26 protein-coding genes are annotated in these 24,893 nt (G+C 66.1%); 12 read left to right on the forward strand and 14 right to left on the reverse strand.

Annotation, left to right across the window (positions count from 1 at the left end; all coding sequences use genetic code 11):
* Positions 1 to 33: 33 nt before the first annotated feature.
* Together WCE05_RS02485 and WCE05_RS02490 are read right to left on the reverse strand one after the other, a co-directional pair.
* Positions 34 to 1,230 carry a class I SAM-dependent rRNA methyltransferase gene (locus WCE05_RS02485; RefSeq protein WP_225787579.1) on the reverse strand — a complete coding sequence of 399 codons (1,197 nt, stop codon included), beginning with the start codon at positions 1,228 to 1,230 and terminating at the stop codon, positions 34 to 36.
* 152 nt (positions 1,231 to 1,382) lie between these two features.
* On the reverse strand, positions 1,383 to 1,922 hold the full coding sequence (locus WCE05_RS02490) for a type 1 glutamine amidotransferase domain-containing protein (RefSeq protein WP_368815389.1): 540 nt from the start codon (positions 1,920 to 1,922) through the stop codon (positions 1,383 to 1,385).
* Between the two features lie 192 nt (positions 1,923 to 2,114).
* On the opposite strand from WCE05_RS02490, the gene WCE05_RS02495 reads away from it, so the two are divergent.
* Both WCE05_RS02495 and mutM read left to right on the forward strand, forming a co-directional pair.
* Complete coding sequence (locus tag WCE05_RS02495) at positions 2,115 to 2,933, forward strand: HDOD domain-containing protein (protein ID WP_225787716.1); 819 nt, start codon at positions 2,115 to 2,117, stop codon at positions 2,931 to 2,933.
* A 3-nt stretch (positions 2,934 to 2,936) separates the two neighbouring features.
* Positions 2,937 to 3,749 (forward strand): bifunctional DNA-formamidopyrimidine glycosylase/DNA-(apurinic or apyrimidinic site) lyase, encoded by an 813-nt coding sequence (mutM, locus tag WCE05_RS02500; RefSeq protein WP_225787577.1) that lies wholly within the window; start codon positions 2,937 to 2,939, stop codon positions 3,747 to 3,749.
* Positions 3,750 to 3,764: 15 nt separating this feature from the next.
* Here the strand turns inward: mutM and ggt are convergent, their stop codons facing one another.
* From ggt to WCE05_RS02530, 6 genes are all read right to left on the reverse strand, one after another.
* Positions 3,765 to 5,447 carry a gamma-glutamyltransferase gene (gene ggt, locus WCE05_RS02505; RefSeq protein WP_368815390.1) on the reverse strand — a complete coding sequence of 561 codons (1,683 nt, stop codon included), beginning with the start codon at positions 5,445 to 5,447 and terminating at the stop codon, positions 3,765 to 3,767.
* A complete protein-coding gene (locus tag WCE05_RS02510; RefSeq protein WP_225787575.1) occupies positions 5,447 to 5,698 on the reverse strand; it encodes a YfhL family 4Fe-4S dicluster ferredoxin in 252 nt (83 codons plus the stop codon). The genes ggt and WCE05_RS02510 overlap by 1 nt, the downstream gene beginning before the upstream one ends.
* A 109-nt stretch (positions 5,699 to 5,807) precedes the next feature.
* Positions 5,808 to 6,287: a pantetheine-phosphate adenylyltransferase gene (gene coaD, locus WCE05_RS02515; protein WP_225787574.1), complete on the reverse strand. Its 480-nt coding sequence runs from the start codon at positions 6,285 to 6,287 to the stop codon at positions 5,808 to 5,810.
* Between the two features lie 111 nt (positions 6,288 to 6,398).
* A complete protein-coding gene (locus tag WCE05_RS02520; protein WP_368815391.1) occupies positions 6,399 to 7,997 on the reverse strand; it encodes a GMC family oxidoreductase N-terminal domain-containing protein in 1,599 nt (532 codons plus the stop codon).
* A 19-nt stretch (positions 7,998 to 8,016) separates the two neighbouring features.
* Positions 8,017 to 8,502, reverse strand: coding sequence for a twin-arginine translocation pathway signal protein (locus WCE05_RS02525; RefSeq protein ID WP_225787572.1), 486 nt, complete (start codon positions 8,500 to 8,502; stop codon positions 8,017 to 8,019).
* 14 nt (positions 8,503 to 8,516) lie between these two features.
* Positions 8,517 to 9,947: a coniferyl aldehyde dehydrogenase gene (locus tag WCE05_RS02530; RefSeq protein ID WP_368815392.1), complete on the reverse strand. Its 1,431-nt coding sequence runs from the start codon at positions 9,945 to 9,947 to the stop codon at positions 8,517 to 8,519.
* Positions 9,948 to 10,102: 155 nt separating this feature from the next.
* On the opposite strand from WCE05_RS02530, the gene WCE05_RS02535 reads away from it, so the two are divergent.
* Together WCE05_RS02535 and WCE05_RS02540 are read left to right on the forward strand one after the other, a co-directional pair.
* Entirely contained in the window at positions 10,103 to 10,768 is a 666-nt protein-coding gene (locus WCE05_RS02535; protein ID WP_225787570.1) for a TetR/AcrR family transcriptional regulator, read from the forward strand.
* Between the two features lie 37 nt (positions 10,769 to 10,805).
* Entirely contained in the window at positions 10,806 to 11,660 is an 855-nt protein-coding gene (locus tag WCE05_RS02540) for a sulfurtransferase (protein ID WP_253090976.1), read from the forward strand.
* Positions 11,661 to 11,728: 68 nt separating this feature from the next.
* On the opposite strand, the gene WCE05_RS02545 is transcribed toward WCE05_RS02540, so the two are convergent.
* The 4 genes from WCE05_RS02545 to WCE05_RS02560 all read right to left on the reverse strand — a co-directional run bounded on the left by WCE05_RS02545 (position 11,729) and on the right by WCE05_RS02560 (position 16,260).
* Entirely contained in the window at positions 11,729 to 12,721 is a 993-nt protein-coding gene (locus WCE05_RS02545) for a hydrolase (RefSeq protein WP_253100287.1), read from the reverse strand.
* A 92-nt stretch (positions 12,722 to 12,813) separates the two neighbouring features.
* Positions 12,814 to 13,416: a 16S rRNA (guanine(966)-N(2))-methyltransferase RsmD gene (gene rsmD / locus WCE05_RS02550; protein WP_225787567.1), complete on the reverse strand. Its 603-nt coding sequence runs from the start codon at positions 13,414 to 13,416 to the stop codon at positions 12,814 to 12,816.
* A complete protein-coding gene (locus WCE05_RS02555) occupies positions 13,416 to 14,912 on the reverse strand; it encodes a pitrilysin family protein (RefSeq protein ID WP_225787566.1) in 1,497 nt (498 codons plus the stop codon). The genes rsmD and WCE05_RS02555 overlap by 1 nt, the downstream gene beginning before the upstream one ends.
* Positions 14,905 to 16,260, reverse strand: a complete 1,356-nt coding sequence (locus WCE05_RS02560; protein ID WP_225787565.1) for a pitrilysin family protein — start codon at positions 16,258 to 16,260, stop codon at positions 14,905 to 14,907. Before WCE05_RS02560 ends, WCE05_RS02555 begins: the two co-directional genes overlap by 8 nt.
* 232 nt (positions 16,261 to 16,492) lie before the next feature.
* Here WCE05_RS02560 and ftsY point away from each other — a divergent pair, with 232 nt between their 5' ends.
* From ftsY to rpoH, 4 genes are all read left to right on the forward strand, one after another.
* Positions 16,493 to 18,049, forward strand: coding sequence for a signal recognition particle-docking protein FtsY (gene ftsY, locus WCE05_RS02565; RefSeq protein WP_368815393.1), 1,557 nt, complete (start codon positions 16,493 to 16,495; stop codon positions 18,047 to 18,049).
* Positions 18,046 to 18,717 carry a cell division ATP-binding protein FtsE gene (ftsE, locus tag WCE05_RS02570; protein ID WP_225787563.1) on the forward strand — a complete coding sequence of 224 codons (672 nt, stop codon included), beginning with the start codon at positions 18,046 to 18,048 and terminating at the stop codon, positions 18,715 to 18,717. Before ftsY ends, ftsE begins: the two co-directional genes overlap by 4 nt.
* A complete protein-coding gene (gene ftsX / locus WCE05_RS02575; protein ID WP_225787562.1) occupies positions 18,714 to 19,739 on the forward strand; it encodes a permease-like cell division protein FtsX in 1,026 nt (341 codons plus the stop codon). The genes ftsE and ftsX overlap by 4 nt, the downstream gene beginning before the upstream one ends.
* A gap of 112 nt (positions 19,740 to 19,851) precedes the next feature.
* Positions 19,852 to 20,706: an RNA polymerase sigma factor RpoH gene (gene rpoH / locus WCE05_RS02580; protein ID WP_225787561.1), complete on the forward strand. Its 855-nt coding sequence runs from the start codon at positions 19,852 to 19,854 to the stop codon at positions 20,704 to 20,706.
* 213 nt (positions 20,707 to 20,919) lie between these two features.
* Here the strand turns inward: rpoH and mtgA are convergent, their stop codons facing one another.
* Positions 20,920 to 21,630 (reverse strand): monofunctional biosynthetic peptidoglycan transglycosylase, encoded by a 711-nt coding sequence (gene mtgA / locus WCE05_RS02585; protein ID WP_368815394.1) that lies wholly within the window; start codon positions 21,628 to 21,630, stop codon positions 20,920 to 20,922.
* A gap of 66 nt (positions 21,631 to 21,696) precedes the next feature.
* Here mtgA and WCE05_RS02590 point away from each other — a divergent pair, with 66 nt between their 5' ends.
* The 4 genes from WCE05_RS02590 to trmB all read left to right on the forward strand — a co-directional run bounded on the left by WCE05_RS02590 (position 21,697) and on the right by trmB (position 23,950).
* A complete protein-coding gene (locus tag WCE05_RS02590) occupies positions 21,697 to 22,068 on the forward strand; it encodes a DUF423 domain-containing protein (protein WP_368815395.1) in 372 nt (123 codons plus the stop codon).
* Positions 22,069 to 22,171: 103 nt separating this feature from the next.
* Complete coding sequence (gene thiS / locus WCE05_RS02595) at positions 22,172 to 22,372, forward strand: sulfur carrier protein ThiS (protein WP_225787558.1); 201 nt, start codon at positions 22,172 to 22,174, stop codon at positions 22,370 to 22,372.
* A gap of 51 nt (positions 22,373 to 22,423) precedes the next feature.
* The gene (locus WCE05_RS02600; protein ID WP_253100168.1) at positions 22,424 to 23,218 is read left to right on the forward strand and encodes a thiazole synthase; all 795 of its coding nucleotides are present in this window, start codon (positions 22,424 to 22,426) and stop codon (positions 23,216 to 23,218) included.
* A 9-nt stretch (positions 23,219 to 23,227) separates the two neighbouring features.
* Positions 23,228 to 23,950: a tRNA (guanosine(46)-N7)-methyltransferase TrmB gene (trmB, locus tag WCE05_RS02605; protein ID WP_225787556.1), complete on the forward strand. Its 723-nt coding sequence runs from the start codon at positions 23,228 to 23,230 to the stop codon at positions 23,948 to 23,950.
* Positions 23,951 to 24,557: 607 nt separating this feature from the next.
* Here the strand turns inward: trmB and WCE05_RS02610 are convergent.
* Positions 24,558 to 24,884 carry a DUF3392 domain-containing protein gene (locus WCE05_RS02610; protein WP_003257821.1) on the reverse strand — a complete coding sequence of 109 codons (327 nt, stop codon included), beginning with the start codon at positions 24,882 to 24,884 and terminating at the stop codon, positions 24,558 to 24,560.
* Between the last annotated feature and the right edge of the window lie 9 nt (positions 24,885 to 24,893).

The raw sequence follows: 24,893 nt of genomic DNA on the forward strand, positions 1-24,893 counted from the left end.
GACCTGGGGCCGCGAGGCGGCCCCAGGTGACGGTCAGCTGTTGGGCAGCAGCCGGCAGGTGATGCTCTTGATGTAGCGGGTTTCGGCGATCGCCGGGTGCACCGGGTGGTCCGGCCCCTGGCCGCCGCGCTCAAGCAGTTGCAGGTTGCGGTCCAGGTGACGGGCGCTGGTCAGCAGGATGCTGTGCAGGTCGTCTTCCGGCAGGTGCATCGAGCACGAGGCACTGACCAGGATGCCGTCCTTGGTGAGCATGCGCATGGCCTGCTCGTTCAGGCGACGGTAGGCTGCCTCGCCGTTCTTCAGGTCTTTCTTGCGTTTGATGAAGGCGGGCGGGTCGGCGATGATCACATCGAAACGTTCCTCGGCGGCCTTCAGTTCGCGCAGGGCCTCGAACACGTCACCTTCGATGCAGGTCAGCTTTTCGCCGATGCCATTGAGCGTGGCATTGCGCTCCACGCCGTCGAGTGCGAAAGCGGAGGCATCGACGCAGAACACTTCGCTGGCACCGAACGCGCCGGCCTGTACGCCCCAGCCACCGATGTAGCTGAACAGGTCCAGTACACGCTTGCCCTTGACGTAGGGCGCCAGGCGCGCGCGGTTCATGCGGTGGTCGTAGAACCAGCCGGTCTTCTGGCCGTCGCGCACCGGGGCTTCGAACTTCACGCCGTTCTCTTCCAGCGGCACCCAGTCGGGCACTTCGCCGTAGACGGTTTCGACGTAACGCCCCAGGCCTTCGGCATCGCGGGCGGCGGAGTCGTTCTTGAACAGGATGCCGCTGGGCTTGAGCACCTGGACCAGGGCGGCGATCACCTCGTCCTTGTGCTGCTCCATGGTGGCCGAGGCCAGTTGTACCACGAGGATGTCGAAGAAGCGGTCGACCACCAGGCCTGGCAGCAGGTCCGAGTCGCCGTAGACCAGGCGGTAGCAAGGCTTGTCGAACAGGCGCTCGCGCAAGGACAGGGCGACGTTCAGGCGGTGCACCAGCAGCGACTTGTCCAGCGGCAGCTTGGCATCGCGCGACAGCAGGCGGGCGCAGATCAGGTTGTTGGGGCTCACCGCCACCACGCCCAGGGGTTTGCCGTTGGCGGCCTCGAGGATCGCCTGCTGGCCGGCACGCAGGCCTTGCAGCGGGGTCGCGGCGACGTCGACTTCATTGCTGTAGACCCACAGGTGGCCGGCGCGCAGGCGGCGGTCGGCATTGGCTTTGAGGCGAAGGCTGGGCAGGGACATGACGTCGCTCCGGGAAAAAGAGCGGGATTATAGCGCGTTGGACATAGGGCCGGGGCGGTTGACGATAAAGCGTGGATCGGGTTCCGGGGGGGCTGGTCCGGCCTGTTTACGGCGGTTCGGCGCCCCGAACCGCCGCGAATGGGCTGTCGGTTTCACCTCGCCAGCGCCCTGACCAACTGCTCGTTGAAGGCCGGGATGTCGTCCGGCTTGCGGCTGGTGATCAGGTTACCGTCCACCACCACTTCCTCGTCGACCCAGTTGCCGCCCGCGTTGCGGATATCGTCCTGCAGGGTCTTGTAGCTGGTCAGCTGGCGTCCCTGGGCCAGTCCGCTGGACACCAGCAGCCAGGCGCCGTGGCAGATGACCGCCAGGGGCTTGCTGGCCGAGTCATGGCTCTTGACCAGTTTTTGCGCGGCCGGAATCACTCGAATGGTGTCGGAATTTTGCACGCCGCCAGGTAGCACCAGGGCGTCGTACAGGTCGAGGCTGGCACTTTCGAAGGTGGCGTCGACCGGGAACGTGTCTGCCGGTTTGTCATGGTTCCAGCCACGCACGGTGCCTTCCTTGTCGCTCAGGATATCCACCACCGCACCGTGCCGCTCCAGGGTTTCGCGGGGGCCGGTGAGCTCCACCTGCTCGAAACCGTCGGTGACCAGGAAGGCCACGCGCTTGCCGTTCAGTTCTGCGCTCATGGGGTTGTGCTCCTTTTCTGGATGGGCCTGAGAAGGAGGCTGGCGGGGCTGTGGCAAAGTTCCTGGAAAAGGTGCCAGTGGTTGGTACGCCGATGGGATCCAGGGTTAGAATTCGCCGTCCTTTCCGAGTGTGTGTCCATGCCCCAGGAACTCAGCCCCGAACAGATCCAGCAAGCCTTGCAAGGCATCACCATCCCGCCGCAACCGCAGATCATGGTCGACCTGCAGTTCGAGCAATACATGCCCGACCCGGACCTGGAGACCATCGCCAAGCTGATCGCCCAGGACCCCGGCCTGTCCGGTGCCTTGCTCAAGCTGGTGAACTCGCCGCACTTCGGCCTTGCCAACAAGATCGGCTCGATCCAGCGTGCGGTGAACCTGCTGGGCAGCCGTTCGATCATCAACCTGATCAACGCCCAGTCGATCAAGGGCGAGATGAGCGACGAGACCATCGTCACCCTCAACCGCTTCTGGGACACCGCCCAGGACGTGGCCATGACTTGTCTGACCCTGGCCAAGCGCACCGGGCTCCAGGCGGTGGACGAGGCCTACACCCTGGGCCTGTTCCACGACTGCGGCGTGCCGCTGATGCTCAAGCGTTTCCCCGACTACATGCAGGTGCTGGAGGAGGCCTATGCCAATGCCGGCGAGGACCGGCGCGTGGTGGATACCGAGAACCGTGCCTTCAACACCAATCATTCGGTGGTCGGCTACTTCACTGCCAAGTCCTGGCGCCTGCCGGAGCACCTGAGCGCGGCCATCGCCAACCACCACAATGCCCTGGCGGTGTTCCGCGACGAGTCGTCGCGCAATACCCAGACCCAACTGAAGAACCTGCTGGCGGTGCTGAAGATGGCCGAGCACATCTGTGCCTCCTACCGGGTGCTGGGCAACCAGGGCGTTGACCATGAGTGGAACGTGGTCGGCCCGCTGGTGCTGGACTACATCGGCCTTTCGGAGTACGACTTCGAGAACCTCAAACAGACCATTCGCGAACTGGGTGGGCACTGATCCATGCCGGAATTGCCAGAAGTCGAGACTACGCGGCGCGGTATCGCGCCTTACCTGGAAGGCCAGCGGGTCAGCCGCGTGGTGGTCCGTGACGGGCGCCTGCGCTGGCCGATCCCGGAGGACCTGGACGTGCGCCTGTCGGGGCAGCGCATCGTCACGGTGCAGCGGCGTGCCAAGTACCTGCTGCTCAATGCCGAGGTCGGCACCCTGATCAGCCACTTGGGCATGTCGGGCAACCTGCGCCTGGTGGAGCTGGGCTTGCCTGCTGCCAGGCACGAGCATGTGGATATCGAGCTGGAGTCGGGCCTGGCCCTGCGCTACACCGACCCGCGCCGTTTCGGCGCCATGCTCTGGAGCCTCGATCCGCTCAACCACGAACTGCTGGTGCGCCTGGGGCCGGAGCCGCTGACCGACCTGTTCGACGGCGAGCGCCTGTTCCAGCTTTCCCGGGGGCGGGCCATGGCGGTCAAGCCGTTCATCATGGACAACGCCGTGGTGGTGGGGGTGGGCAACATCTACGCCACCGAAGCGCTGTTCGCCGCGGGCATCGACCCGCGCCGCGAGGCTGGCGGCATTTCCCGAGCCCGCTACCTGAAGCTGGCGATCGAGATCAAGCGGGTGCTGGCGGCGGCCATCGAACAGGGCGGCACCACGCTGCGCGATTTCGTGGGGGGCGATGGGAAACCGGGGTATTTCCAGCAGGAACTGTTCGTCTATGGCCGGGGCGGCCAGCCGTGCAAGGTCTGTGGCACCACCCTGCGTGAAGTGAAGCTGGGGCAGCGGGCGAGCGTCTACTGCCCGCGTTGCCAGCGCTGACATCCCTCTCGCAGGCTATTCGAATACCACGGCTTCGCCGACCCCACGCGGATCGCTCGCGGCCTCCAGTGTGCCGGCAGCCTTGTCCCAGTACAGCACCTGCTGGTTGCCATAGGTGCGCCCCAGGTCTTTCAGGCGGTAGCCGCGTGCCTGCAACTGCTCCTTCTGCGACTGGCTGAAGGTCCCTGGTTCGTGTTCGAGCACATCCGGCAGGTACTGGTGATGGTAGCGGGGCATGGCCGGCCACTCGGCCACCGGGCGACCTTCGAGATAACCCAGCATCGACAGCAGCACCATGCTCGGGATGCGGCTGCCGCCCGGCGTGCCGAAGCTGGCGAACTGCTCCGGGCTTTCGATGAAGCTCGGGCTCATGCTCGACAACGGCCGCTTGCCCGCCGCCACCGCATTGGCCTGGCTGCCGGCCAGGCCATAGCTGTTGCTGCCGCCAGGGTCGGCGGCGAAGTCGTCCATCTCGTTGTTCAACACCACACCCGTGCCCGGCACGCTGAAGGCTGCGCCAAACGGCAGGTTGACCGAGAGCGTGGCCGACACGGCATTGCCCTGGGCATCGATCACCGCGAAATGCGTGGTGTGGTCGCCTTCGCGCCAGGCGCTGGCCGGTGGCAGGGTACTGCTGGGCGTGGCCTGGTGGACATCGATGCTGTCGGCCAGACCTGTCAGGTAGCCACGGGCCAACAGGCGGTCGATGGGGTTGGCGACGTAGTCCGGGTCGCCGAGCGAGCCACGGTCGCGGTACGCGCGGCGCAGCGTTTCGACCACGTAGTGGCTGCGCTGGACCGGCTCGGCCTGCTGCCACGGCAGGCGCTGGAGCATGGCCAGGCTCTGGGCCACGGCCACGCCGCCGGCCGAGGGGGGCGGGCTGCTGATCAGCTCGCGGCGCTCGGCCAGTGCGAAGCGCAGCGGTTCGCGCCAGGCGGTGTGGTAGCTGGCGAGGTCGTCGAGGGTCCAGATCCCGCCTGCCTGGCGTACACCATCGACCAGTTGCCGCGCCAGGGGACCACGGTAGAAGCCATCGCGACCGTGATCGGCCAGGCGTTGCAGGGTGTCGGCCAGCTCCGGCTGACGGATCACCGTGCCAAGGGCTGGCACCTGGCTGTCGCTCAGGAACAGCCGCGCGCTTTCCGGGTCGTCGCGCAGGGCAGACAGGCGCATGGTCGCGCGGTCGCGATAGATGCGATCGACGGCGAACCCCTGGTTCGCCAGGCGGATGGCCGGGGCCAGGCTGTCCTTGAGGGGGAGTTGGCCGTGGGCCTGCGCGAGGTCGGCCAGGGCCTGGGGCAGGCCGGGGATGGCGGCGGCCAGCGGTCCGTTGATCGACAGGCTGGGCAGGGGCTTGCCGTCTTTCAGGTACATGCCTGGCGTCGCTGCGCCAGGGGCGCGCTCGCGGGCGTCGAGAAAGGCATAGCGTGGTGTGTCGCCGGCTTCGCGGAGCAGGAAGAAACCACCGCCGCCGAGCCCGGAGCCATAGGGCTCGACCACCGCTAGCGCGGCGCTGATGGCAATGGCCGCGTCGAAGGCGTTACCACCTTGCGCGAGGATCTGCCGGGCAGCTGCGGTAGCCTCGCCATGGGGGCTGGCGATGGCGGCGCGACCGGGCCCGTCGGCCAGGGCGGCGCTGGCCAGCAGCGCCAGGAGCGTGCCGAGGCATACGCTGCGAAACGCGGCGACGAGCGGCATTAGGCCTTGCCGGTGATCCGGCGGTACTTGGCCATCAGTTCGTCGTGGGTCTCCGGGTGGGCTTCATCCAGGGGGATGCAGTCGACCGGGCAGACCTGCTGGCACTGGGGCTCGTCATAGTGGCCCACGCACTGGGTGCACAGGTTCGGGTCGATCACGTAGATCTCTTCGCCCTGGGAGATGGCGGCGTTCGGGCACTCGGGTTCGCAGACGTCGCAGTTGATGCAATCGTCGGTGATGATCAGGGACATGAGGACTCCGGCCGGGGCTCGAGGCCCGGGCATGTTTCAAACCAATGGGCACAATTGTGCCGCATTCGCGCCCGCAGTGCACGCGGGCGCGACGTTCAGGCAGGGGGCATCACTTCCTGAAGCGTTCGCTCAGGGCGTCGGCCACCACCGGATGAACGAACTTGCTGATGTCGCCACCCAGCGCGGCGATCTCCCGGACCAGGGTCGAAGAGATGAAGGAGTAACGCTCCGACGGCGTCAGGAACAGGCTCTCGACATCCGGTGCCAGTTGGCGGTTCATGTTGGCCAGCTGGAACTCGTACTCGAAGTCCGATACCGCGCGCAGGCCGCGCAGCAGCACATTGGCGCCCTGTTCCTTGGCGAACGCCGCCAGCAGGGTGGAGAAGCCGATGACTTCGACATTGGGCAGGTGCTTGGTGACCTCGCGGGCCAGCGCGACCCGTTGCTCCAGGGGGAACAGCGGATTCTTCTTCGGGCTGGCTGCCACGGCGATGATCACGTGGTCGAACAGGCGCGACGCACGTTCGACCAGATCGCCATGGCCTTTGGTAATGGGGTCGAAAGTACCCGGGTACAACACTCGGTTCATCGCGTCATCCTGGCTGGAGTGCGTTGGGGAGTCGGATGGTAGCGCAGGGACTGCGCCCGGCCAAGTCACGCGGCCGAATGATGGCACTATAGACAGTGCGGATAATCGTTGTCATGCGCCACGCGCCAGGCGGGTAGCCAGCGCCTCGCCGAGCCGGGCGCTGATGGCGTAGACCGACAGTTGCGGGTTGGCACCGATGCTGGTGGGGAACAGCGAACCGTCGTGGATCGACAGGTTCTGCAACTGGTGATGCCGACCCAGGCTGTCGCACACCGCTTGACGCGGGTCCTCGCCCAGCGCGCAGCCGCCCATGACATGGGCGCTGCCCAGGCGGGTGTGAAAGGGTTCCAGGCGCAGGCGCTCGATCAGTGCCTGGGCCTGGCGCAGGTCGTCGACGTAGCGTGCATCCCCATGTACCGGCATCACCTGGGCGGCGCTGGCGGCGAACTGGATCTGCGCCATGCTGTGGTAGGCCCGGCGCAGGCCGTCGCGCAGGTAGTCGGTGAGCGGGTAGTCGAGCACGGGCGAGCCGTCGCTGCGCAGCTCCACCTGGCCGCCCTGGCTCTGCGGGTGGAAACCGTCGCGCAGCAAGGCCAGCATCATGTGGGTATGCGGCAGCTCGGCCATGCGCTGGGCATTCTCCAGGCCATGCCCGCCCAACAGGGTACTGGCCAGGGCCGGGTGCAGCGGCGGCACCTCCAGCTTGTAGCCAATCGGGCCGTCGACACCCTCCAGCCACTGGAAATGATCGCTGTAGATGGACTGGGGCGCGCCGTAGAAAGGGTCGATCCGTTCGGCGAACCGCGCCACGCTGAAGTTGACCAGGTGCAGGAAGGTGCGCTTGCCCAGGCGCTGGTAAGGGTCTGGCGCTGCCGAGCGCAGCAGCAGGGCAGGGCTGTTGATGCCGCCGCCGGCCAGCACGTAGTGGCGAGCGCGGACCCGTACCTGGCGCCCGTTGGGATGTACGCCTTGGCTGTCCAGGGCCTGGCAGAGCAGTTCGCCAATGCGCTCGCCGTCGTGCAGGAAGCGCTCGGCCCGCGCCAGGTAGAGCAGTTCGCCGCCGTTGTCGAGGGTGGCCGGGATGCTGGTCACCAGCATCGACTGCTTGGCGTTGACCGGGCAGCCCATGCCGCAGTAGCCGAGGTTCCAGCAGCCGCGCACGTTGCGTGGGATCACCGCCCAGTGGTAGCCGAGGGCTTCGCAGCCGCGCCGCAGTACCTCGTTGTTGGCGTTCGGCGGGACGGCCCAGGGGCTGATGCCCAGGCGTCGCTCCAGGCGTTCGAACCAGGGTTGCAGGTCTTCGCTGCCCAGGCCTTTCACCCCGTGCTCCCTGGCCCAGTGGCCGAGGGTCTGTGGCGGCGTGCGGAAGCTCGAGGTCCAGTTGACTAGCGTCGTCCCCCCCACGGCTCGACCCTGGAGGATGGTGATGGCGCCGTCCTTGCTCATGCGCCCCAGCCCTTCCTGGTAGAGGCTGGCGTAGGCCTCGTTCTCCAGCAGGTGGAAGTCGCTGCTGGTCTTGAGCGGGCCTTCCTCGATCAGCAGGACCTTGAAGCCGGCGGCACTGAGTATTTCCGCAGTGGTGGCGCCACCTGCGCCGCTGCCGATCACGGCGACGTCGGCTTGCAGGGTCAGGTCTTGCTCCAGGCGCGAGGCATCATGGGTGATCCAGCCTTGTTCCAGGCCTTGGCGAAACGGGTCGGCTACGGGCATCGGGGAGGCTCTTGTGCGATCAGATGTTCGGAGGGCCGGGGTAACCACAGGCCGCCCAGGCTTCGGGGCGCTCGTACCAGGCCATGAGCAGCAGTTGCAGCAGCGAGGCGTGGCCCATGCGCAGCAGGTTCAGCGAGCTGTCCTGCCAGCGCGCGAGAAAGGCGCTGACCTGTGCGGGGCTGGCGTTCTCCCAGCGGCCCCAGACACCGGTCAAGGGCCCGCGGGTCAGCGGCAGGTTGAGCACGTCGAACAGTTGCCGGGTGAGCTTGAGCATCGCCGGCGACAGCGCCGCCAGCTTGTGGTCCAGGCTGTGCAGGACCAGCGTCGGCGACGCTTGGGTGCCGGCCAGCACCACGGGAATCAGGGCATGCAGCAGCGGCAGGTCGTCGTCGCGCAGCGTGCTGAAGCCCGGCGCGCTGGCCTGTGGCGAACAACCGACCAGGCTGGCGCCGGCCAGGAAGACGCTGGCGCCGAGGCTGAACTGGAGCAGGTCGCGGCGGTGCATGGGGGGCGCCTCGCTCAGCGGATGAACAGCTTGTAGACCAGGCGTTGCAAGGCCTTGCCGTAAGGCGGGTAGATCAATCGGGCGGCGTTGAAGCGCTGCTTGGCCAGCACCGCCTTGGCCTTGCTGAAGGTCAGGAAACCCTCGTGCCCGTGGTAGTGCCCCATGCCGGATGGGCCGATGCCACCGAAGGGCAGGTCGTCCTGGGCCACATGCAGCAGGGTGTCGTTGAGGCAGACGCCGCCGGAATGGCTATGGCGCATGACATGGTCCTGCTCGGCGCGGTCGTAGCCGAAGTAATAGAGCGCCAAGGGGCGCGGACGGTCGTTGATGTAGGCCAGGGCGTCGTCGAGGCTGTCGTAGGGCACCAGCGGTAGCAAGGGGCCGAAGATCTCCTCCTGCATCACCTGCATGTCATCGTTCACATCCAGCAGCACATGGGGCGGCAGGCGCCGGCCCTGGCGAGGTTCGTCAGGGTAGAGGTCGAGCGCTTGGGCACCTTTGTCGCGGGCATCCTCCAGCAGTCGCTCCAGGCGCTGCAATTGCCGCGGGTTGACGATGGCGCTGTAGTCCGGGTTGTCGCCGATGCGTGGGTACAAGCGGCGCACGGCACGCCGGTAGGCATCGGCGAAGGCTCCCAGGCGTTGGCGTGGGACCAGTACATAGTCGGGGGCGACGCAGGTCTGGCCGGCGTTGAGGGTCTTGCCGAAGGCGATGCGCTCGGCGGCGGTGTCCAGCGGCACGCTGGCCGAGACGATGGCCGGCGACTTGCCGCCCAGCTCCAGGGTCACGGGGGTCAGGTTCTGTGCGGCGGCGAGCATCACGTGGCGGCCGACGGCAGTGGAGCCGGTGAACAGCAGGTGGTCGAACGGCAGGCGGGAGAAGGCCTGGCCGACTTGCATGTCGCCGAGCACGACACTGACCAGGTCGCCGGGGAACACTCGCTCCAGCAATGCCTTGAGCGCTTGCCCGGTGGCCGGCGTGGCTTCGCTGAGCTTGAGCATCACCCGGTTGCCGGCGGCCAGGGCGCAGGTCAACGGGCCGATGGCCAGGAACAGCGGGTAGTTCCACGGCACGATGATGCCCACCACCCCCAGCGGCTGGTACAGCACCCGGGCGCTGGCCGGCTGGAAGGCCAGGCCGATCCTGCGCCGCGAAGGTCGCATCCAGCGTTGCAGGTGGCGTTCGGCATGGCGCAGGCCCTGTACCGACGGCAGCAACTCGGCCAGCAGGGTTTCGTCGGCGCTGCGGCCTGCGAAGTCCTGGTCGATGGCTTCGACCAGCTGTTGCTGCCCTGCCAGCAAGGCCTCGCGCAGGCTTTTCAGCCATTGCCGGCGTTGGGCCACCTCGGGCATGGGGTGGCTGGCGAACGCCTGGCGCTGGGCGGCGAACGTCGCAGCCAGGTCGGGGTCGGAATACACAGGAGGCAAGGCGATCGGCGAAGTCATGGCGGCTCCACGAAAGGGGGCTGTTATGACTAGAGCCTATACTCTAATTTGCGCGCTGGCGCGAGTTTTTTGCGCCCTGGCACAGAACGGTGCATCCCTTGGCAGATACACCTTAAGATGGGCGATCATTGAAGTACGCAGACTTGGAGCTGAGCATGGCCCCGCGCATGAAGACCCGTGAGCGCATCGTGCAGAACAGCCTGGAGCTGTTCAACCAGCAGGGCGAACGCAGCGTCAGTACCAACCACATCGCCGCGCACATGGAAATCTCGCCTGGCAACCTGTACTACCACTTCCCTAACAAGCAGGCGATCATCGCCGTGCTCTTCAGCCAGTACGAAGCGCTGGTGGACAGCTTCCTGCGGCCTCCCCAGGGGCGCACCGCGACGGTCGAGGACAAGCGCTTCTACCTCAAGGCCCTGCTGGCGGCGATGTGGAACTATCGCTTCCTGCACCGCGACCTGGAGCACCTGCTCGACAGCGACCCGGAACTCGCCGCCCGTTACCGGCGTTTCTCCCAGCGTTGCCTGCAGCAGGGCCAGGCGATCTACCGGGGCTTCGTCGAGGCCGGGATCCTGGCCATGGATGCGGCGCAGATCGAATCGCTGACCATCAACGCCTGGATCGTCCTGACCTCGTGGGTTCGTTTTCTCAGCACCACGCGCGAACATTCCGCGCACCTGGGTGAAGAAGCCTTCAAGCGCGGCGTCTACCAGGTACTGGTGCTGGAACTGGGGTTCGTCACCGCCAGTTCGCGGGCTGCCGTGGATACGCTCTGCGAGGAGTTCCACGTACCGTTCAACCAGGCCCTGGAGCAGTGACTCCAGGGCCTTTCGTGCCATCGATCAGGAGATTGTCATGCCCCTTGCGCAATTGATCACCCCGCAGCAGTTGGCCGACCGCCTGGAGTCGCCGGGGTTGGTGATCCTCGACTGTCGTTTTGCCCTGGAGGATGTGGATTACGGCCAACGCAGCTATGCCGAGGGGCATATCGCGGGGGCGCACTTCGCCGACCTGGAGCGGGACCTGAGCGGGCCGGTGGTCAAGGGCCGCACCGGGCGCCACCCGCTGCCGGATCCGCGACGGCTGGTCGAGCGCCTGCGCGAATGGGGCATGGACAACGACAGCCAGGTGGTGCTGTACGACGATGGCCCCGGCGCGTTTGCCGCCCGCGCCTGGTGGCTGCTGGCCTGGCTGGGCAAGCGCGATGACGTTTTCATCCTCGATGGTGGCCTCAAGGCCTGGCATGCCGCCCATCTGCCGCTGAGCCTCGATCCACCGGTCAAGCGCGAGGGCAGTTTCACCGGTGAGCCGGACATGAAGCTGCTGATCGACGCCGAGCGTCTGGCCAAGCGCCTGGGGCAACCGGAGTTGACCCTCATCGATGCCCGCGCGCTGCCGCGTTTTCGTGGCGATGTCGAGCCGATCGACCCGGTGGCCGGGCATATTCCGGGGGCCCAGTGCTTGGCGTTCACCGACAACCTGGGGCCGGATGGCCACTTCCTGCCGGCCGCGCAGCTCAAGCAGCGTTTCGACGAGGCACTGGCAGGGCGGGCACCGGAACAGCTAGTAGCCTATTGCGGCTCGGGGGTGACCGCTTGCCATAACCTGTTCGCCCTGGCGCTGGCGGGGTACCCGCTGGGGCGGTTGTATGCCGGGTCGTGGAGCGAGTGGATCAATGATCCACAGCATGGCGTGGCGAAAGGGGACTGAGCTTTCGAGGTCTTCGTCATCTGTGAAAGCAGGTAGTTCTTGGCAGGCAGTGGGGTGTCAGGGCTGTTCTAGGCGCCCTCCGCCAACCACTGCGCAATCCTCCGCTCCAGGTAATACCCCGGATTGCGCAGGCTGCCATCGACGAACCCCACATGCCCGCCTCGCTCATGTAGCTCCAGATGCGTCTGTGCCGCCAACTCGCTGGCTGCGGGCAGGCTGTGGCCGGACACGAACGGGTCGTCGGTGGAATGGATGATCAGTGTCGGCGTCCGGTTCTCGCCTAGGTAGTAGCGGCTCGACGAGCGCCGGTAGTAGTCATGGGCATCGCTGAAACCATTCAACGGTGCGGTGACCTTGCCGTCGAAATCCCAGAACGTGCGCAGGTTGCGTAACGGCCCCAGGCGCTCGAGCGCCGCCAACCCTTCGTGATGGCCGCTCTCGCGAAAGTGCCGCTGCTTCTGCTGCACATAGGCAAGCATCTCGCGCATGAAATGCGCCTGGTAGACCTTGGAAAAACCCTGGCCGATGCGATCGGCGCACTGATCCAGGCGAAACGGCACCGACACCGCCACCGCGGCCTCCAGTTGGCTGGTCGTACCGCTCTCGCCCAGGTACTTGAGCAGCACATTGCCGCCCAGCGAATAACCGACCGCATACAGCGGCGCCAGCGGGCGCTGGGCGCGCAGGTGGCGAATGGTCTCGGCCAGGTCTTCGCTGGCGCCGGAGTGGTAGCTGCGCGGCAGCAGGTTCGGCTCGCCGGAGCAACCGCGCCAGTTGACGGCGACGCTGGCCCAGCCACGGGCCTGCAGCGCCTGCTGCAGGCCTTTGACGTAGGGGGAGGCGGACGAGCCAGTCAGGCCGTGCAGCACCAGCACCAGCGGGGCGGCGGGCTGGTGTGGGCCATGCCAGTCCAGGTCGAGGAAGTCGCCATCGGCCAGCCACAGGCGCTCGCGGGTGCGCTGCAGGTCGGGGAGCTTGCGCCACAGCGGCCCCCACAGGGTCTGCAGGTGGGGGTTGGACAGGCCGGTGGCCGGACGGAAAGTGGCGTTGAGGCTAGGCATGCTGGGTGACCCCTGTTGTGCCTGCCTAGCTTGACATGAATCGTCGCCACTGTACCTGCGCTATTGGTCGCAGCCGTGCCTGCCGCTGGACGTCAGCCGCGCTGCCAGAGCGCGTAGTGCACCTGGCCGGTCTTCTTTTCCCGGTGCAGGCGCCAGTTGCCAGGCATCGGCAGGGTAGAGGGCGCAGCTTCGCTCTCGGTGTAGATCCAGGCCTGTTCACGCAGCCACTGGCCGTCTTCGAGCAGGTTGCAGGTGTTGGCCAGCAAGTCCTGATGGAAAGGCGGGTCGAGGAATACCACGTCGAACCGCTGCTTGGCCGGCCCTTGCAGGTAGCGCAGCGCGTCGGTCTGCAGGATCTGGCCGCGGGGGCAGCGCAAGACCTCCAGGTTGTGCTTGAGGTTGGCGATCGCTGCCGGGTTGCTGTCCAGGGCCACAGCGTCCTCGGCTCCACGCGACAGGGCCTCCAGGACCAGCGCCCCGCTGCCGGTGAAGGCATCCAGCACCTGGGCGCCCTCGATATACGGTGCCAGCCAGTTGAACAGGGTTTCGCGGACCCGGTCGGGGGTCGGGCGCAGGCCGTCTCCTTCGGGTACCGTCAGGCGGCGGCTGCGCCACTCGCCGGCGATGATGCGCAGGTGGCCCGGGCCCTTGCTGGGCCCTTGGCCCGGGTGGGCGGGTCTGGATGGCTTGGCCATTAGTGCTCCGGTACGCCGAGCGGTTGCTCGGCGGGTTTGTCAGTGGGCGGTGGCAGCGGTTTCTGCGGCACCTTCGGGCCGGCCGTGACGATCACCAGCTTGTCTGCCGACAGGTGCTTGTTCATGGCCGCCTTGACCTGCTCGACAGTCAGGTCCTGGGATTGCTGCATGAAGTCCTCGAGCCAGGTCAGCGGCAGGTTGTAGAAGCCTATCGCCCCCAGTTGACCGACGATACTGGCGTTGCTGGCATTGGACAGCGGGAAGCTGCCGGCCAGTTCGCGCTTGGCGTCGTCCAGCTCTTGCTGGGTCGGGCCATGTTCCAGGTAGTCGGCGAGGATATCCTGGACCAGCTTGAGGGTGCCTTCGCTCAATTCGGCGCGGGTCTGCAGGTTGATCATGAATGGCCCGCGCACCTGCATCGGGCTGAACACCGAATAGACGCCATAGGTCAGGCCACGTTTCTCGCGGACCTCGCTCATCAGGCGGGTGCCGAAGGCGCCGCCGCCAAGGATCTGGTTGCCCAAGGAGAGGGCGGCCCAGTCCGGGTTCTGGCGGTCGATGCCGAGCTCGGCCAGCATCAAGTGGGTCTGCTTGGAGGGGAAGTCGATGTGGGTCAGGCCCGCCTTGGGCTCGACAGGCTCGGCCGGCTTGGGCAGGGCCGGGCCCTTGGGCAGGGCAGTGGAAACCTGGGCGGCGATGGCCTCTGCTTCGTCGCGGCTGAGGTCGCCGACCAGGGCGATCACCGCGTTGCCGGCCGCATAGGCCTTGGCGTGGAAGGCGCGCAACTGCTCCAGGGTGATTCCGGGGATGCTCTCGGCGGTGCCGTCGCTCGGATGGGCGTAGGGATGATCGCCGTACAGCTTGGCGAACAGCGCCTTGCCGGCGATCTTGCCGGGGTTCTGCTTCTCGTACTCGAAGCCTGCCAGCAGTTGGTTCTTGATGCGCGTGAGGGCATCGTCCGGGAAGGTCGGTTTGCCCACCACCTCGGCGAACAGCTTCAGCGCCGGCTCGCGCTTGTCGGCGGCACTTAGGCTGCGCAGGGTGGCCACCGCCATGTCGCGGTAGGCGCCGTTGCCGAAGTCCGCCCCCAGGCCTTCGAAGCCTTCGGCGATGGCGGTCACGTCCTTGCCGGCCACGCCTTCGTTGAGCATGGCGTTGGTCAGGGTGGCCAGGCCTGGCGTGTCGCCGTCCTGGCTGCTGCCGGCGGCGAAGGTCACGCGCAGGTCGAACATCGGCAGCTCGCGGGCTTCGACGAACAGCACGCGGGCGCCTTCGGCGGTATTCCAGCTCTGGATGTTCAGCTGGCGCCGGCTGGGCGCCTTGCCGTCCAGCTCGGCCAGGGACTGCAGGGTGTTGGCCGGACGGGCGGCGGTGCTGTCGGCCTGCGCCACGTTGTCCGACTGGGCTGGGCGGGCCAAGGCCATGGCCAGGGCCACCACCAGCACGATGATGCCGAGGCCGAACAGGGTGTAGCGGGTTGCGCTGCGGTCACTCATGGGCGGACTCCTCGGGCAGTACATGGGCAACGCTCAGGCGTTCGCGGGTGAAGTAGGTGCGGGCGGCGTCCTGGATGTCCTGCGGGGTCACGCGCTTGAGCTCGTCGAGTTCGCTGTCGATCAGCTTCCAGGACAGGCCCACGGTTTCCAGTTGGCCGATGGTGGTGGCCTGGCTGCTGATGGAGTCACGGTCGTAGACCAGGCCGGCGATCACCTGGGCGCGCACGCGCTCGAGCTCCTCGGCGCTGGGCGGCGTGGTCTTGAGTTCGTCGAGCAATTGCCAGATGCCTTTCTCGACGTCGGCGAGGGTCTTTTGCTTCTGTACGTTCGGAGTGGCCGAGACCAGGAACAGGCTGTCGCCACGGGTGAAGGCGTTGTAGCTGGACGAGGCGCCGGCCACCAGCTCCTGGCCGCGCTCCAGGCGGGCTGGCATGCGGGCGCTGTAGCCGCCGTCGAGCAGGGCGGAGATCAGGCGCAGGGCATGGACGCTGCGTGGGTCCTTGGCGGTGGCCAGGCCTGGTACGTTGAAGCCGTAGATCAGGCTTGGCAACTGGGTGCGCACATGCAGGGTCAGCTGGCGCAGGCCGGGTTCGGCCAGCTCCAGCGGCAGCTTGGCCGGCGGCACGGCGCGCTTGGGAATGGCGCCGAAATACTTGTTGGCGAGGCCCTTGACCTCGTCGACGCTGACATCGCCGACCACCACCAGGGTGGCGTTGTTCGGCGCGTACCAGGATTCGTACCAGTGGCGCAGTTCCTCGACCTTCATGCGCTCGAGGTCGGCCATCCAGCCGATGGTCGGGGTATGGTAGCCGCTGGCCGGGTAGGCCATGGCGCGGAACAGCTCGAAGGCCTTGGCATTGGGCTGGTCGTCGGTGCGCAGGCGGCGCTCTTCCTTGATCACCTCGATCTCGCGGCTGAACTCGTCGGCCGGCAGGCGCAGGCTGGCCAGGCGGTCGGCCTCCAGCTCCAGGGCCACCGGCAGGCGGTCGCGGGCGAGGACCTGGTAGTAGGCGGTGTAGTCGTCGCTGGTGAAGGCGTTCTCTTGCGCGCCGAGGTCGCGCAGGATGCGCGAGGCCTCGCCAGGGCCGACCTTGGCGCTGCCCTTGAACATCATGTGCTCCAGGGCGTGGGACAACCCGGTCTGGCCCGGGGTCTCGTAGCTGGAGCCGACCTTGTACCAGATCTGCGAAACCACCACCGGGGCGCGATGGTCTTCGCGCACGACCACCTTCAGGCCGTTGTCGAGGATGAACTCGTGGGTGGGCTGCGGATCGGCGGCGAGGGCCGCGAGCGGCAGGCAGAGCGCGCTGAGCAACAGGCCAGCGGCGCGGCGGGCTAGAGCATTCATACGTTGGTTAACCTGTACGGCGGCCCGCTTGGCTTAGCGTCGGCGGGCCAGGAGGTGCTAGGATACTGATCCGGTTGCCTGGCGACCATGCCTGTCGCCGTTCTGGCCCACAGGCCACTTCGACAAAACGTTGCGCATGAACCAGCCGGATCCAAGAGAGTCTGTTCTGCGTTACCAAGAATTTCCGATGCGCCGTTGATGGCCCATCGCTACCCTGAGATAGCCGTCTTCCATGTTTGGTTCCAACGACGACAAAAAAGCGCCGGCCGAGGCTGGCGAGAAGAAAGGCCTGTTCAGCTGGTTTCGCAAGAAGCCGCAGCAAGCTGTCGCCGAACAGCCGCAATCCCCTGAGCCTCAGGCTGCCGAGCCGGTAGCGCCGCAGGCGCCTGTCGAGCAGCCTGCTCCGGTCGCCGAGGCGCCGGTCGTGGCTCCAGCCCCAGTCGAGTCCGCACCTGCCGCCGCGCCGCAGCCCCCTGCTGGCGCGCCGGTGCTGCCTGTCGCCGAGGATCAAGCCCTGGCGGCCCCTGTGGGAGCGGGCTTGCCCGCGAACGAGGCCACGCCGTCGCCAGCGCTGGCGGGCAGCGCCTCCCAGCCTGCCAGCACCCTGACCCTGCCAGTCGCCGAGGAGCCTGTGGCCCTGGTCCCAGACCTGGAGCCCAGGACCCCCCCTGTCATTCCCGAGCGCCCGGCCCCTGAGCCGGTGCTGGCTGAGGTTCGAACCGAGCGCCCCGAACCCGTACCGGTCGCTGCGCCGGCGCCTGTCGAGCCTGTGCCCGCGCCGGACGCTGCGCCGACGCCCGTCGAGCCTGCCCCCGAGCCGGTCGCTGCTGCGCTCGCTGTCGCCGCCGAACCTTCCAAGGTCGGTTTCTTCGCCCGCCTCAAGCAGGGCCTGTCCAAGACCAGCGCCAGCATCGGCGAGGGCATGGCCAGCCTGTTCCTTGGCAAGAAGGTCATCGACGATGACCTGCTCGACGAGATCGAGACACGCCTGCTCACCGCCGATGTCGGCGTGGAGGCCACCTCGACCATCGTCCAGAACCTGACCCAGAAAGTGGCTCGCAAGCAGCTGGCCGACGCCGATGCGCTGTACAAGTCGCTGCAGGAGGAGCTGGCCGCCCTGCTGCGCCCTGTGGAACAGCCACTGACGATCCAGTCGCAGGGCAAGCCGTACGTGATCCTCGTGGTCGGTGTGAACGGCGCGGGCAAGACCACCACCATCGGCAAGCTGGCCAAGAAACTGCAGCTCGAAGGCAAGAAGGTCATGCTGGCCGCTGGCGACACCTTCCGCGCCGCGGCCGTGGAGCAACTGCAGGTGTGGGGCGAGCGTAACCAGATCCCGGTGATCGCCCAGCACACCGGTGCCGACTCGGCTTCGGTGATCTTCGACGCCGTGCAGGCCGCCAAGGCCCGTGGCATCGACGTGCTGATCGCCGATACCGCCGGTCGCCTGCACACCAAGGACAACCTGATGGAAGAGCTGAAGAAAGTGCGCCGGGTCATCGGCAAGCTCGATGCCGAGGCACCCCACGAGGTCCTGCTGGTGCTGGACGCCGGCACCGGCCAGAACGCCATCAGCCAGGCCAAGTACTTCAACCAGAGCGTCGAACTGACCGGCCTTGCCCTGACCAAGCTGGACGGCACCGCCAAGGGCGGAGTGATCTTCGCCCTGGCCAAGCAGTTCGCCCTGCCGATCCGCTTCATCGGCGTCGGCGAAGGCATCGACGACCTGCGTACCTTCGAGGCCGAGCCATTCGTCAAGGCTCTGTTCGCCGAGCGGGAGCATCCATGATCCGATTCGAACAGGTTGCCAAGCGCTACCCCAACGGCCATGTCGGCCTGCACGAACTGAGCTTCCGGGCGCGCCGGGGCGAGTTCCTGTTCGTCACCGGCCACTCCGGTGCCGGCAAGAGCACGCTGCTGCGCCTGCTGCTGGCCATGGAGCGTCCGACCAACGGCAAGCTGCTGTTGGCCGGGCAGGACCTGGGCCAGATCAGCAACGCCCAGATCCCGTTCCTGCGTCGGCAGATCGGCGTGGTGTTCCAGAACCACCAGTTGCTGTTCGACCGCACGGTGTTCAACAACGTCGCGTTGCCGCTGCAGATCCTAGGCCTGTCCAAGCCCGAGATCGCCAAACGGGTGGACTCGGCCCTGGAGCGAGTGGCCCTGGCCGACAAGGGCGAGCTGTTCCCGGCCGACCTGTCCACCGGCCAGCAACAGCGGGTCGGCATCGCCCGCGCCATCGTCCACCAGCCGGCCCTGCTGCTGGCCGACGAGCCGACCGGCAACCTTGATCCGCGCCTGGCCGCGGAGATCATGGGGGTGTTCGAGGACATCAACCGCCTGGGCACCACGGTATTGATCGCCAGCCATGACCTGGCGCTGATCGCGCGCATGCGGCACCGCATGCTGACCCTGCAGCGCGGTCGACTGATCGGCGATGGGGAGGCCGGGCAATGAGCACTACACGTACGCCGAAGGTTTCCGAGCGCGTCGCGCCCAAGGCCGCCGACCCGCAGCCGGCGAAAAAACGCGCAGGTCACGACGACGACGGCCCAGATTTCCGTACCCTGCTGCACGCCTGGCTGGAAAGCCACCGGGCCAGTCTGGCCGACAGCCTGCGGCGCCTGGGCAAGCAGCCGATCGGCAGCTTCTTCACCTGCCTGGTGATGGCGGTGGCGCTGAGCATGCCCATGGGGCTGTCGCTGCTGCTGAAGAACGTCGAGAAGCTCGGCGGTTCTTGGCAACGTGCCGCGCAGATCTCCCTGTTCCTCAAGCTCGACGCCGGTGGCAAGGAAGGCGAGGCCTTGCGCGACGAGATCAAGGGCATGCCTGGCGTGGCCGATGCCCAGTATGTCAGCCGCGAACAGGCGCTGGAGGAGTTCCAGCAGCAGTCCGGCCTGGGCGAAGCCCTGCGCGAGCTGCCGGAGAACCCGTTGCCCGGCGTGGTGGTGGTGACCCCGACCGAGGTCGACAAGCCGGCCCTGGAAGCCCTGCGTCAGCGTCTGTCGGAGCTGCCGCAGGTCGAGGTGGCGCAGTTGGACCTGGTGTGGGTGGAGCGCCTGGCGGCGATCCTCAAGCTGGGTGACCGTTTCGTCTTCGGCCTGGCCGTGCTTCTGGTTTCGGCCCTGCTGTTGGTAATTGGTAACACAATTCGCCTGCACATCGAGAACCGCCGTACCGAGATCGAAGTGATCAAGCTGGTGGGCGGGACCGACAGCTACGTGCGCCGCCCCTTCCTCTATATGGGGGCCCTGTACGGCCTGGGCGCGGGGTTGCTGGCCTGGGGGATCCTGGCGTTCTCCCTGGACTGGCTGAACGATGCGGTCATAGGGCTCTCCGGGCTGTACGGCAGCGACTTCGCCCTGGGCGGCGTGCCGGGTTCCGATGGTCTGTCGCTCTTGATCGGGGCCGTGCTGTTGGGGTATATCGGTGCATGGATCGCGGTCGCCCGCCACTTGAACGAGTTGGCACCTCGATAATGTTTTCTGGCCAGCATTGACTTTTTTCTCAGTCTGGGAACTTGTTTCTTGGTTTCCGGTCAATGTTGGCAGTGCCCAAAAGGCACGAGTTCAGTGAGTCGGAGGTTCTTGAATGACCACTTCGTTGCAACCTGCTTATGCCCTGGTTCCCGGTGCAAACCTGGAAGCCTATGTGCACACGGTCAACAGCATCCCCCTGCTGACGGCCGAGCAGGAGCGTGAACTGGCCGAGCGTCTCTACTACGAGCAGGATCTTGAGGCCGCTCGGCAAATGGTGATGGCCCACCTGCGTTTCGTCGTACACATCGCCCGTAGCTATGCAGGCTACGGCTTGGCCCAGGCCGACCTGATCCAGGAAGGCAACGTCGGCCTGATGAAGGCGGTAAAGCGTTTCAACCCGGAAATGGGCGTGCGTCTGGTGTCCTTCGCGGTGCACTGGATCAAGGCCGAGATCCACGAGTTCATCCTGCGCAACTGGCGCATCGTCAAGGTGGCCACCACCAAGGCCCAGCGCAAGCTGTTCTTCAACCTGCGTAGCCAGAAGAAGCGCCTGGCCTGGCTGAACAATGACGAAGTCCATCGCGTGGCCGAAAGCCTTGGCGTCGAGCCTCGCGAAGTGCGCGAGATGGAAAGCCGCCTGAGCGGCCAGGACATGGCCTTCGACCCAGCTGCCGAAGCCGATGACGACAGTGCCTTCCAGTCGCCAGCGCATTACCTGGAAGACCACCGCTACGACCCGGCCCTGCAACTGGAGGATGCCGACTGGAGCGACAACTCCACCAGCAACCTGCACGATGCCCTGCAAGGCCTGGACGAGCGCAGCCGCGACATTCTCTATCAGCGCTGGCTGGCCGAGGAAAAAGCCACCCTGCACGAGCTGGCGGAGAAATACAGCGTGTCGGCGGAGCGTATTCGCCAGTTGGAGAAGAACGCGATGAACAAGGTCAAGGCGTTGATCGCGGTCTGATCGACGGCTGGGCTGGATCGATAGAGCCGCTTGTCTTATGGGCAGGCGGTTTTTTTATGCCTGGCGTTTCAAGGTGCCTGAACTGGCCCTATCGCTGGCAAGCCAGCTCCCACAGGGTCCGAGTCGATCACGCATGATATGGATTGCAGGGTCATGTGTGGGGCTTGCCAGCGATAGGGCCAGGCAGGGCAGGGGCAGGGTGGTGCAGGAGTATCAAGGCCTGCGCGATGCCTCCAGCTGCATCAGGTAGCTGGCCCCGCCCAACTGGCTCATTTGCCGGCGGATCCAGCCGGCCCGGCTGGCCACGTAGGCGCTGGGCCGGCTGGCGCTCCATTTGATCGGGCTGGGCAGTACGGCCGCCAACTGGCTGGCCTGCTGGCGGGAAAGGCGGTTGGCATCGATACCGAAGTGATAGCGTGCGGCCGCCTGGGCGCCGAACACGCCTGGCCCCCATTCGGCACTGTTCAGGTAGATCTCGAGGATCCGCTCCTTCGACCAGAACAGCTCGATCAGCCCGGTGAACCAGGCCTCCAGCCCCTTGCGCAGCCAACTGCGACCGGACCACAGGAACAGGTTCTTGGCCACCTGTTGGGTGAGGGTGCTGGCGCCGCGCAGGTTGCCGCCGCGTTCGTTATGGGCGAGGGCCGCCTGGATGGCCGGGATGTCGAAGCCCCAGTGGCTGGCGAACTTCTGGTCTTCGCCGGCGATGACCGCGACCTTCAGTTCGTCGGAGATCCGCGCCCAGGGCGTCCAGTCACGCTGCAGGTCGATCGGCTCGCCGGCCATCCACGACTGGACCTTGCGCTCGACCATCAGTGCCGTGCCCGGAGGCGGTACCCAGCGCAGCGCCAGGACCAGCACGATGCTGCCGGCGGCGAACCAGAGCAGGGCGCGGACGAGGCGGCGGATGAGGGATGACAGCATGGCGATGGCTTGGCCGGAACCTGTGGAGCGGGCCATTATACAGACCCCACCCGAGGAGTCGTCCCCATGCTTCGCAGCTTCCTGATGCTCGCCGCGTTCTTTGGATTCACTGGTGTCGCCCTGGGGGCTTTCGCCGCCCACGGCCTGAAGAACCGGCTCACAGCCGATTACCTGGCGATCTTCCACACCGGCGTGACCTATCAACTGGTCCACGCCCTGGCCCTGCTCGGCGTCGCCGTGCTGTCGGCGCACTTGCCCGGGCGCCTGGTGGGCTGGGCCGGCGGTCTGTTCGCCGTGGGCATCGTGCTGTTCTCCGGTAGCCTCTATGTGCTGACCACCAGCGGCCTGGGCAAGCTTGGCATCATCACCCCCATCGGTGGCCTGTGCTTTCTCGCCGGCTGGCTGTGCCTGGGGCTGGCGGCGTGGCGGTTGAGCTGACCAAGTGGTCCACAATCGCGACTAATGGCCGCTCGTGCCCTTGGGTTCGAGCGCTGATCGGGGCTAGAATGCGGGCCCCCAAAGAACAATGGTGGCCGTGCGCATGCGCATTCAATTGAACGGTGAACCTTACGAATTGCCCGATGGCGAGAGCGTCGCGGCCCTGCTGAACCGCCTGGAACTGGCCGGTCGCCGGGTAGCGGTGGAGCTCAACCTGGATATCGTGCCGCGCAGCCAGCACGACAGCACGCTGCTCAACGACGGCGACCAGGTCGAAGTGGTCCATGCCATCGGTGGCGGTTGATCCGTCGGCGATTCACCTGCAAGCCCCGTAACCTTTTCCAGAGGAACAACGATGAGCAACGTTCGTAGCGACAAGCCCTTCACCCTGGCCGGGCGCACTTTCCAGTCGCGCCTGCTGGTCGGTACCGGCAAGTACCGTGACATGGAAGAGACCCGCCTGGCCATCGAGGCCTCGGGTGCCGAGATCGTCACCGTCGCCGTGCGCCGTACCAACATCGGCCAGAATCCGGGCGAGCCGAACCTGCTCGACGTGCTGCCACCGGACCGCTACACCATCCTGCCGAACACCGCCGGCTGCTACGACGCCACCGAAGCGGTGCGTACCTGCCGCCTGGCCCGCGAGCTGCTGGATGGCCACAACCTGGTCAAGCTGGAAGTCCTGGCCGACCAGAAAACCCTGTTCCCCAACGTGATCGAAACCCTCAAGGCTGCCGAAGTGCTGGTCAAGGACGGTTTCGACGTGATGGTCTACACCAGCGACGACCCGATCATCGCCCGCCAACTGGCCGAGGCCGGCTGCATCGCAGTGATGCCGCTGGCTGGCCTGATCGGCACCGGCCTGGGGATCTGCAACCCCTACAACCTGCAGATCATCCTTGAGGAGTCCAAGGTCCCGGTACTGGTCGATGCCGGCGTGGGCACCGCCTCCGACGCCACCATCGCCATGGAGATGGGCTGCGAGGCCGTGCTGATGAACTCGGCCATCGCCCATGCCCAGCAGCCGGTGCTGATGGCCGAGGCCATGAAGCATGCCATCGTCGCTGGTCGCATGGCCTACCTGGCCGGGCGCATGCCGAAGAAACTCTATGCCAGCGCCTCGTCGCCGCTGGAAGGTCTGATCAAGTAAGAGCCCCTGATGACTGAATCGCAAGAAACGCCGATCACCACCGACGGCGAAGCGCGCCCCCACCGCCGTATCAAGAGCTTCGTGATGCGTGCCGGGCGCATGACCGAAGGCCAGCAACGCGGTCTGGAACAGGGCGGCCCCCTGTTCATCCTGCCCCTGGCCGACAGCCCGGTGGACTACGACCAGGTGTTTGGCCGTTCGGCGCCGCGCACCCTGGAGATCGGCTTCGGCATGGGCCATTCCCTGCTGGAAATGGCCGCTGCCGCGCCTGAACAGGACTTCATCGGTGTCGAGGTGCACCGTCCAGGTGTCGGCGCGCTGCTCAACGGCGTGCTGACCCAGGGCCTGAAGAACCTGCGGGTGTACGATTGCGACGCCATCGAAGTGCTCAACCGCTGCGTGGCCGACAACAGCCTCGACCGGCTGATGCTGTTCTTCCCCGACCCCTGGCACAAGGCGCGCCATCACAAGCGCCGCATCGTCCAGCCGGAATTCGCCGAGCTGGTGCGGCGCAAGCTCAAGGTCGGGGGCGTGTTCCACATGGCCACCGACTGGGAGCCCTATGCCGAGCACATGCTGGAGGTGATGAGCGCCGCGCCGGGGTATCGCAACCAGGCCGCCGACGGTACCTATGTGCCGCGCCCGCAAGAGCGCCCGATCACCAAGTTCGAACGCCGTGGCGAGCGGCTGGGGCATGGGGTGTGGGATCTGAAGTTCGAGAAGCTGGGTTGAGTGGCTTGGGCTGACGCCACACTGCCTGCGTAATGCAATAAAAAAACCGCCTTTGAAAGGGCGGTTTTTTTTGCAATGACGGATTGAGAGGCCGTCAATGCGGATGCTTCACTGGAAATCAATCACAGCGTCGATGATAGAAAGCATCGAGTGGGGCGTCAATTGAGTTGACATATCCAGCAGTAGTTAATTGCCTTCAGGCAAAGCAGTTCCGCGTATTATCGGCCCTGCTCTCATGTGAGTGGATCCAATGAAAGGGCTGGGTAGGCGAAGGATTTTGCTGTCTAGCCCCTTCGACACGGCCTGAGAACCGTGCCGGTGATTTTCTTCGAAGGGCCATCAACCTGGCCACTTCACTGGAAATCAATCACATGGATTCCGAAAGCATCGACGTACCGGCTAGATGCTGGAAGATTGGCCCAGCCAACACGGAGGCCAAGGCATATGAAGCGTTTGCTTGATACGCTGAGCCGCGTGTGGAAGCTCATTCGGGTCCTGACTGTGCTCAAGACCGCGCGGGATTTCATGCGTGATCACTTCGACGATTCCCTCTAGGGGATAGTCGGCGTGGAGAGGCCGCCCTGGTATTCCAGGGCGGCTTTTAGGATCACCCCCGCCGATCGGCCACCACGCCGATCAACACCAGCACCACCAGCAGCACCGGCGCCAGGGCATAGTTGTTGAACTGGCTCAGCCCCTTCACCACCCAAGGCGTTGCATAGATCAGCGCCGCACCGCTGCCGATCATCACCAGCAGGGCCATGAATGGCACGCGCAAGGCGCCAGCCAGGCCGCCCAGGCGCTGTTCCACCCAGCCCTTGATATCGGTGCCGAACAGCACCAGCAGGCAGCCTACCAGGGCCAGGGAGATCTCCGAGAGGTTGCTGCGGCTCCAGCGAGAAACGGTCGCGAGCAGGTCAAGTACCAGGTCCATGGGTCATCC

This window comes from Pseudomonas sp. I2, from assembly GCF_040984075.1.
In the GTDB taxonomy this organism is placed as follows: domain Bacteria; phylum Pseudomonadota; class Gammaproteobacteria; order Pseudomonadales; family Pseudomonadaceae; genus Aquipseudomonas; species Aquipseudomonas guariconensis_B.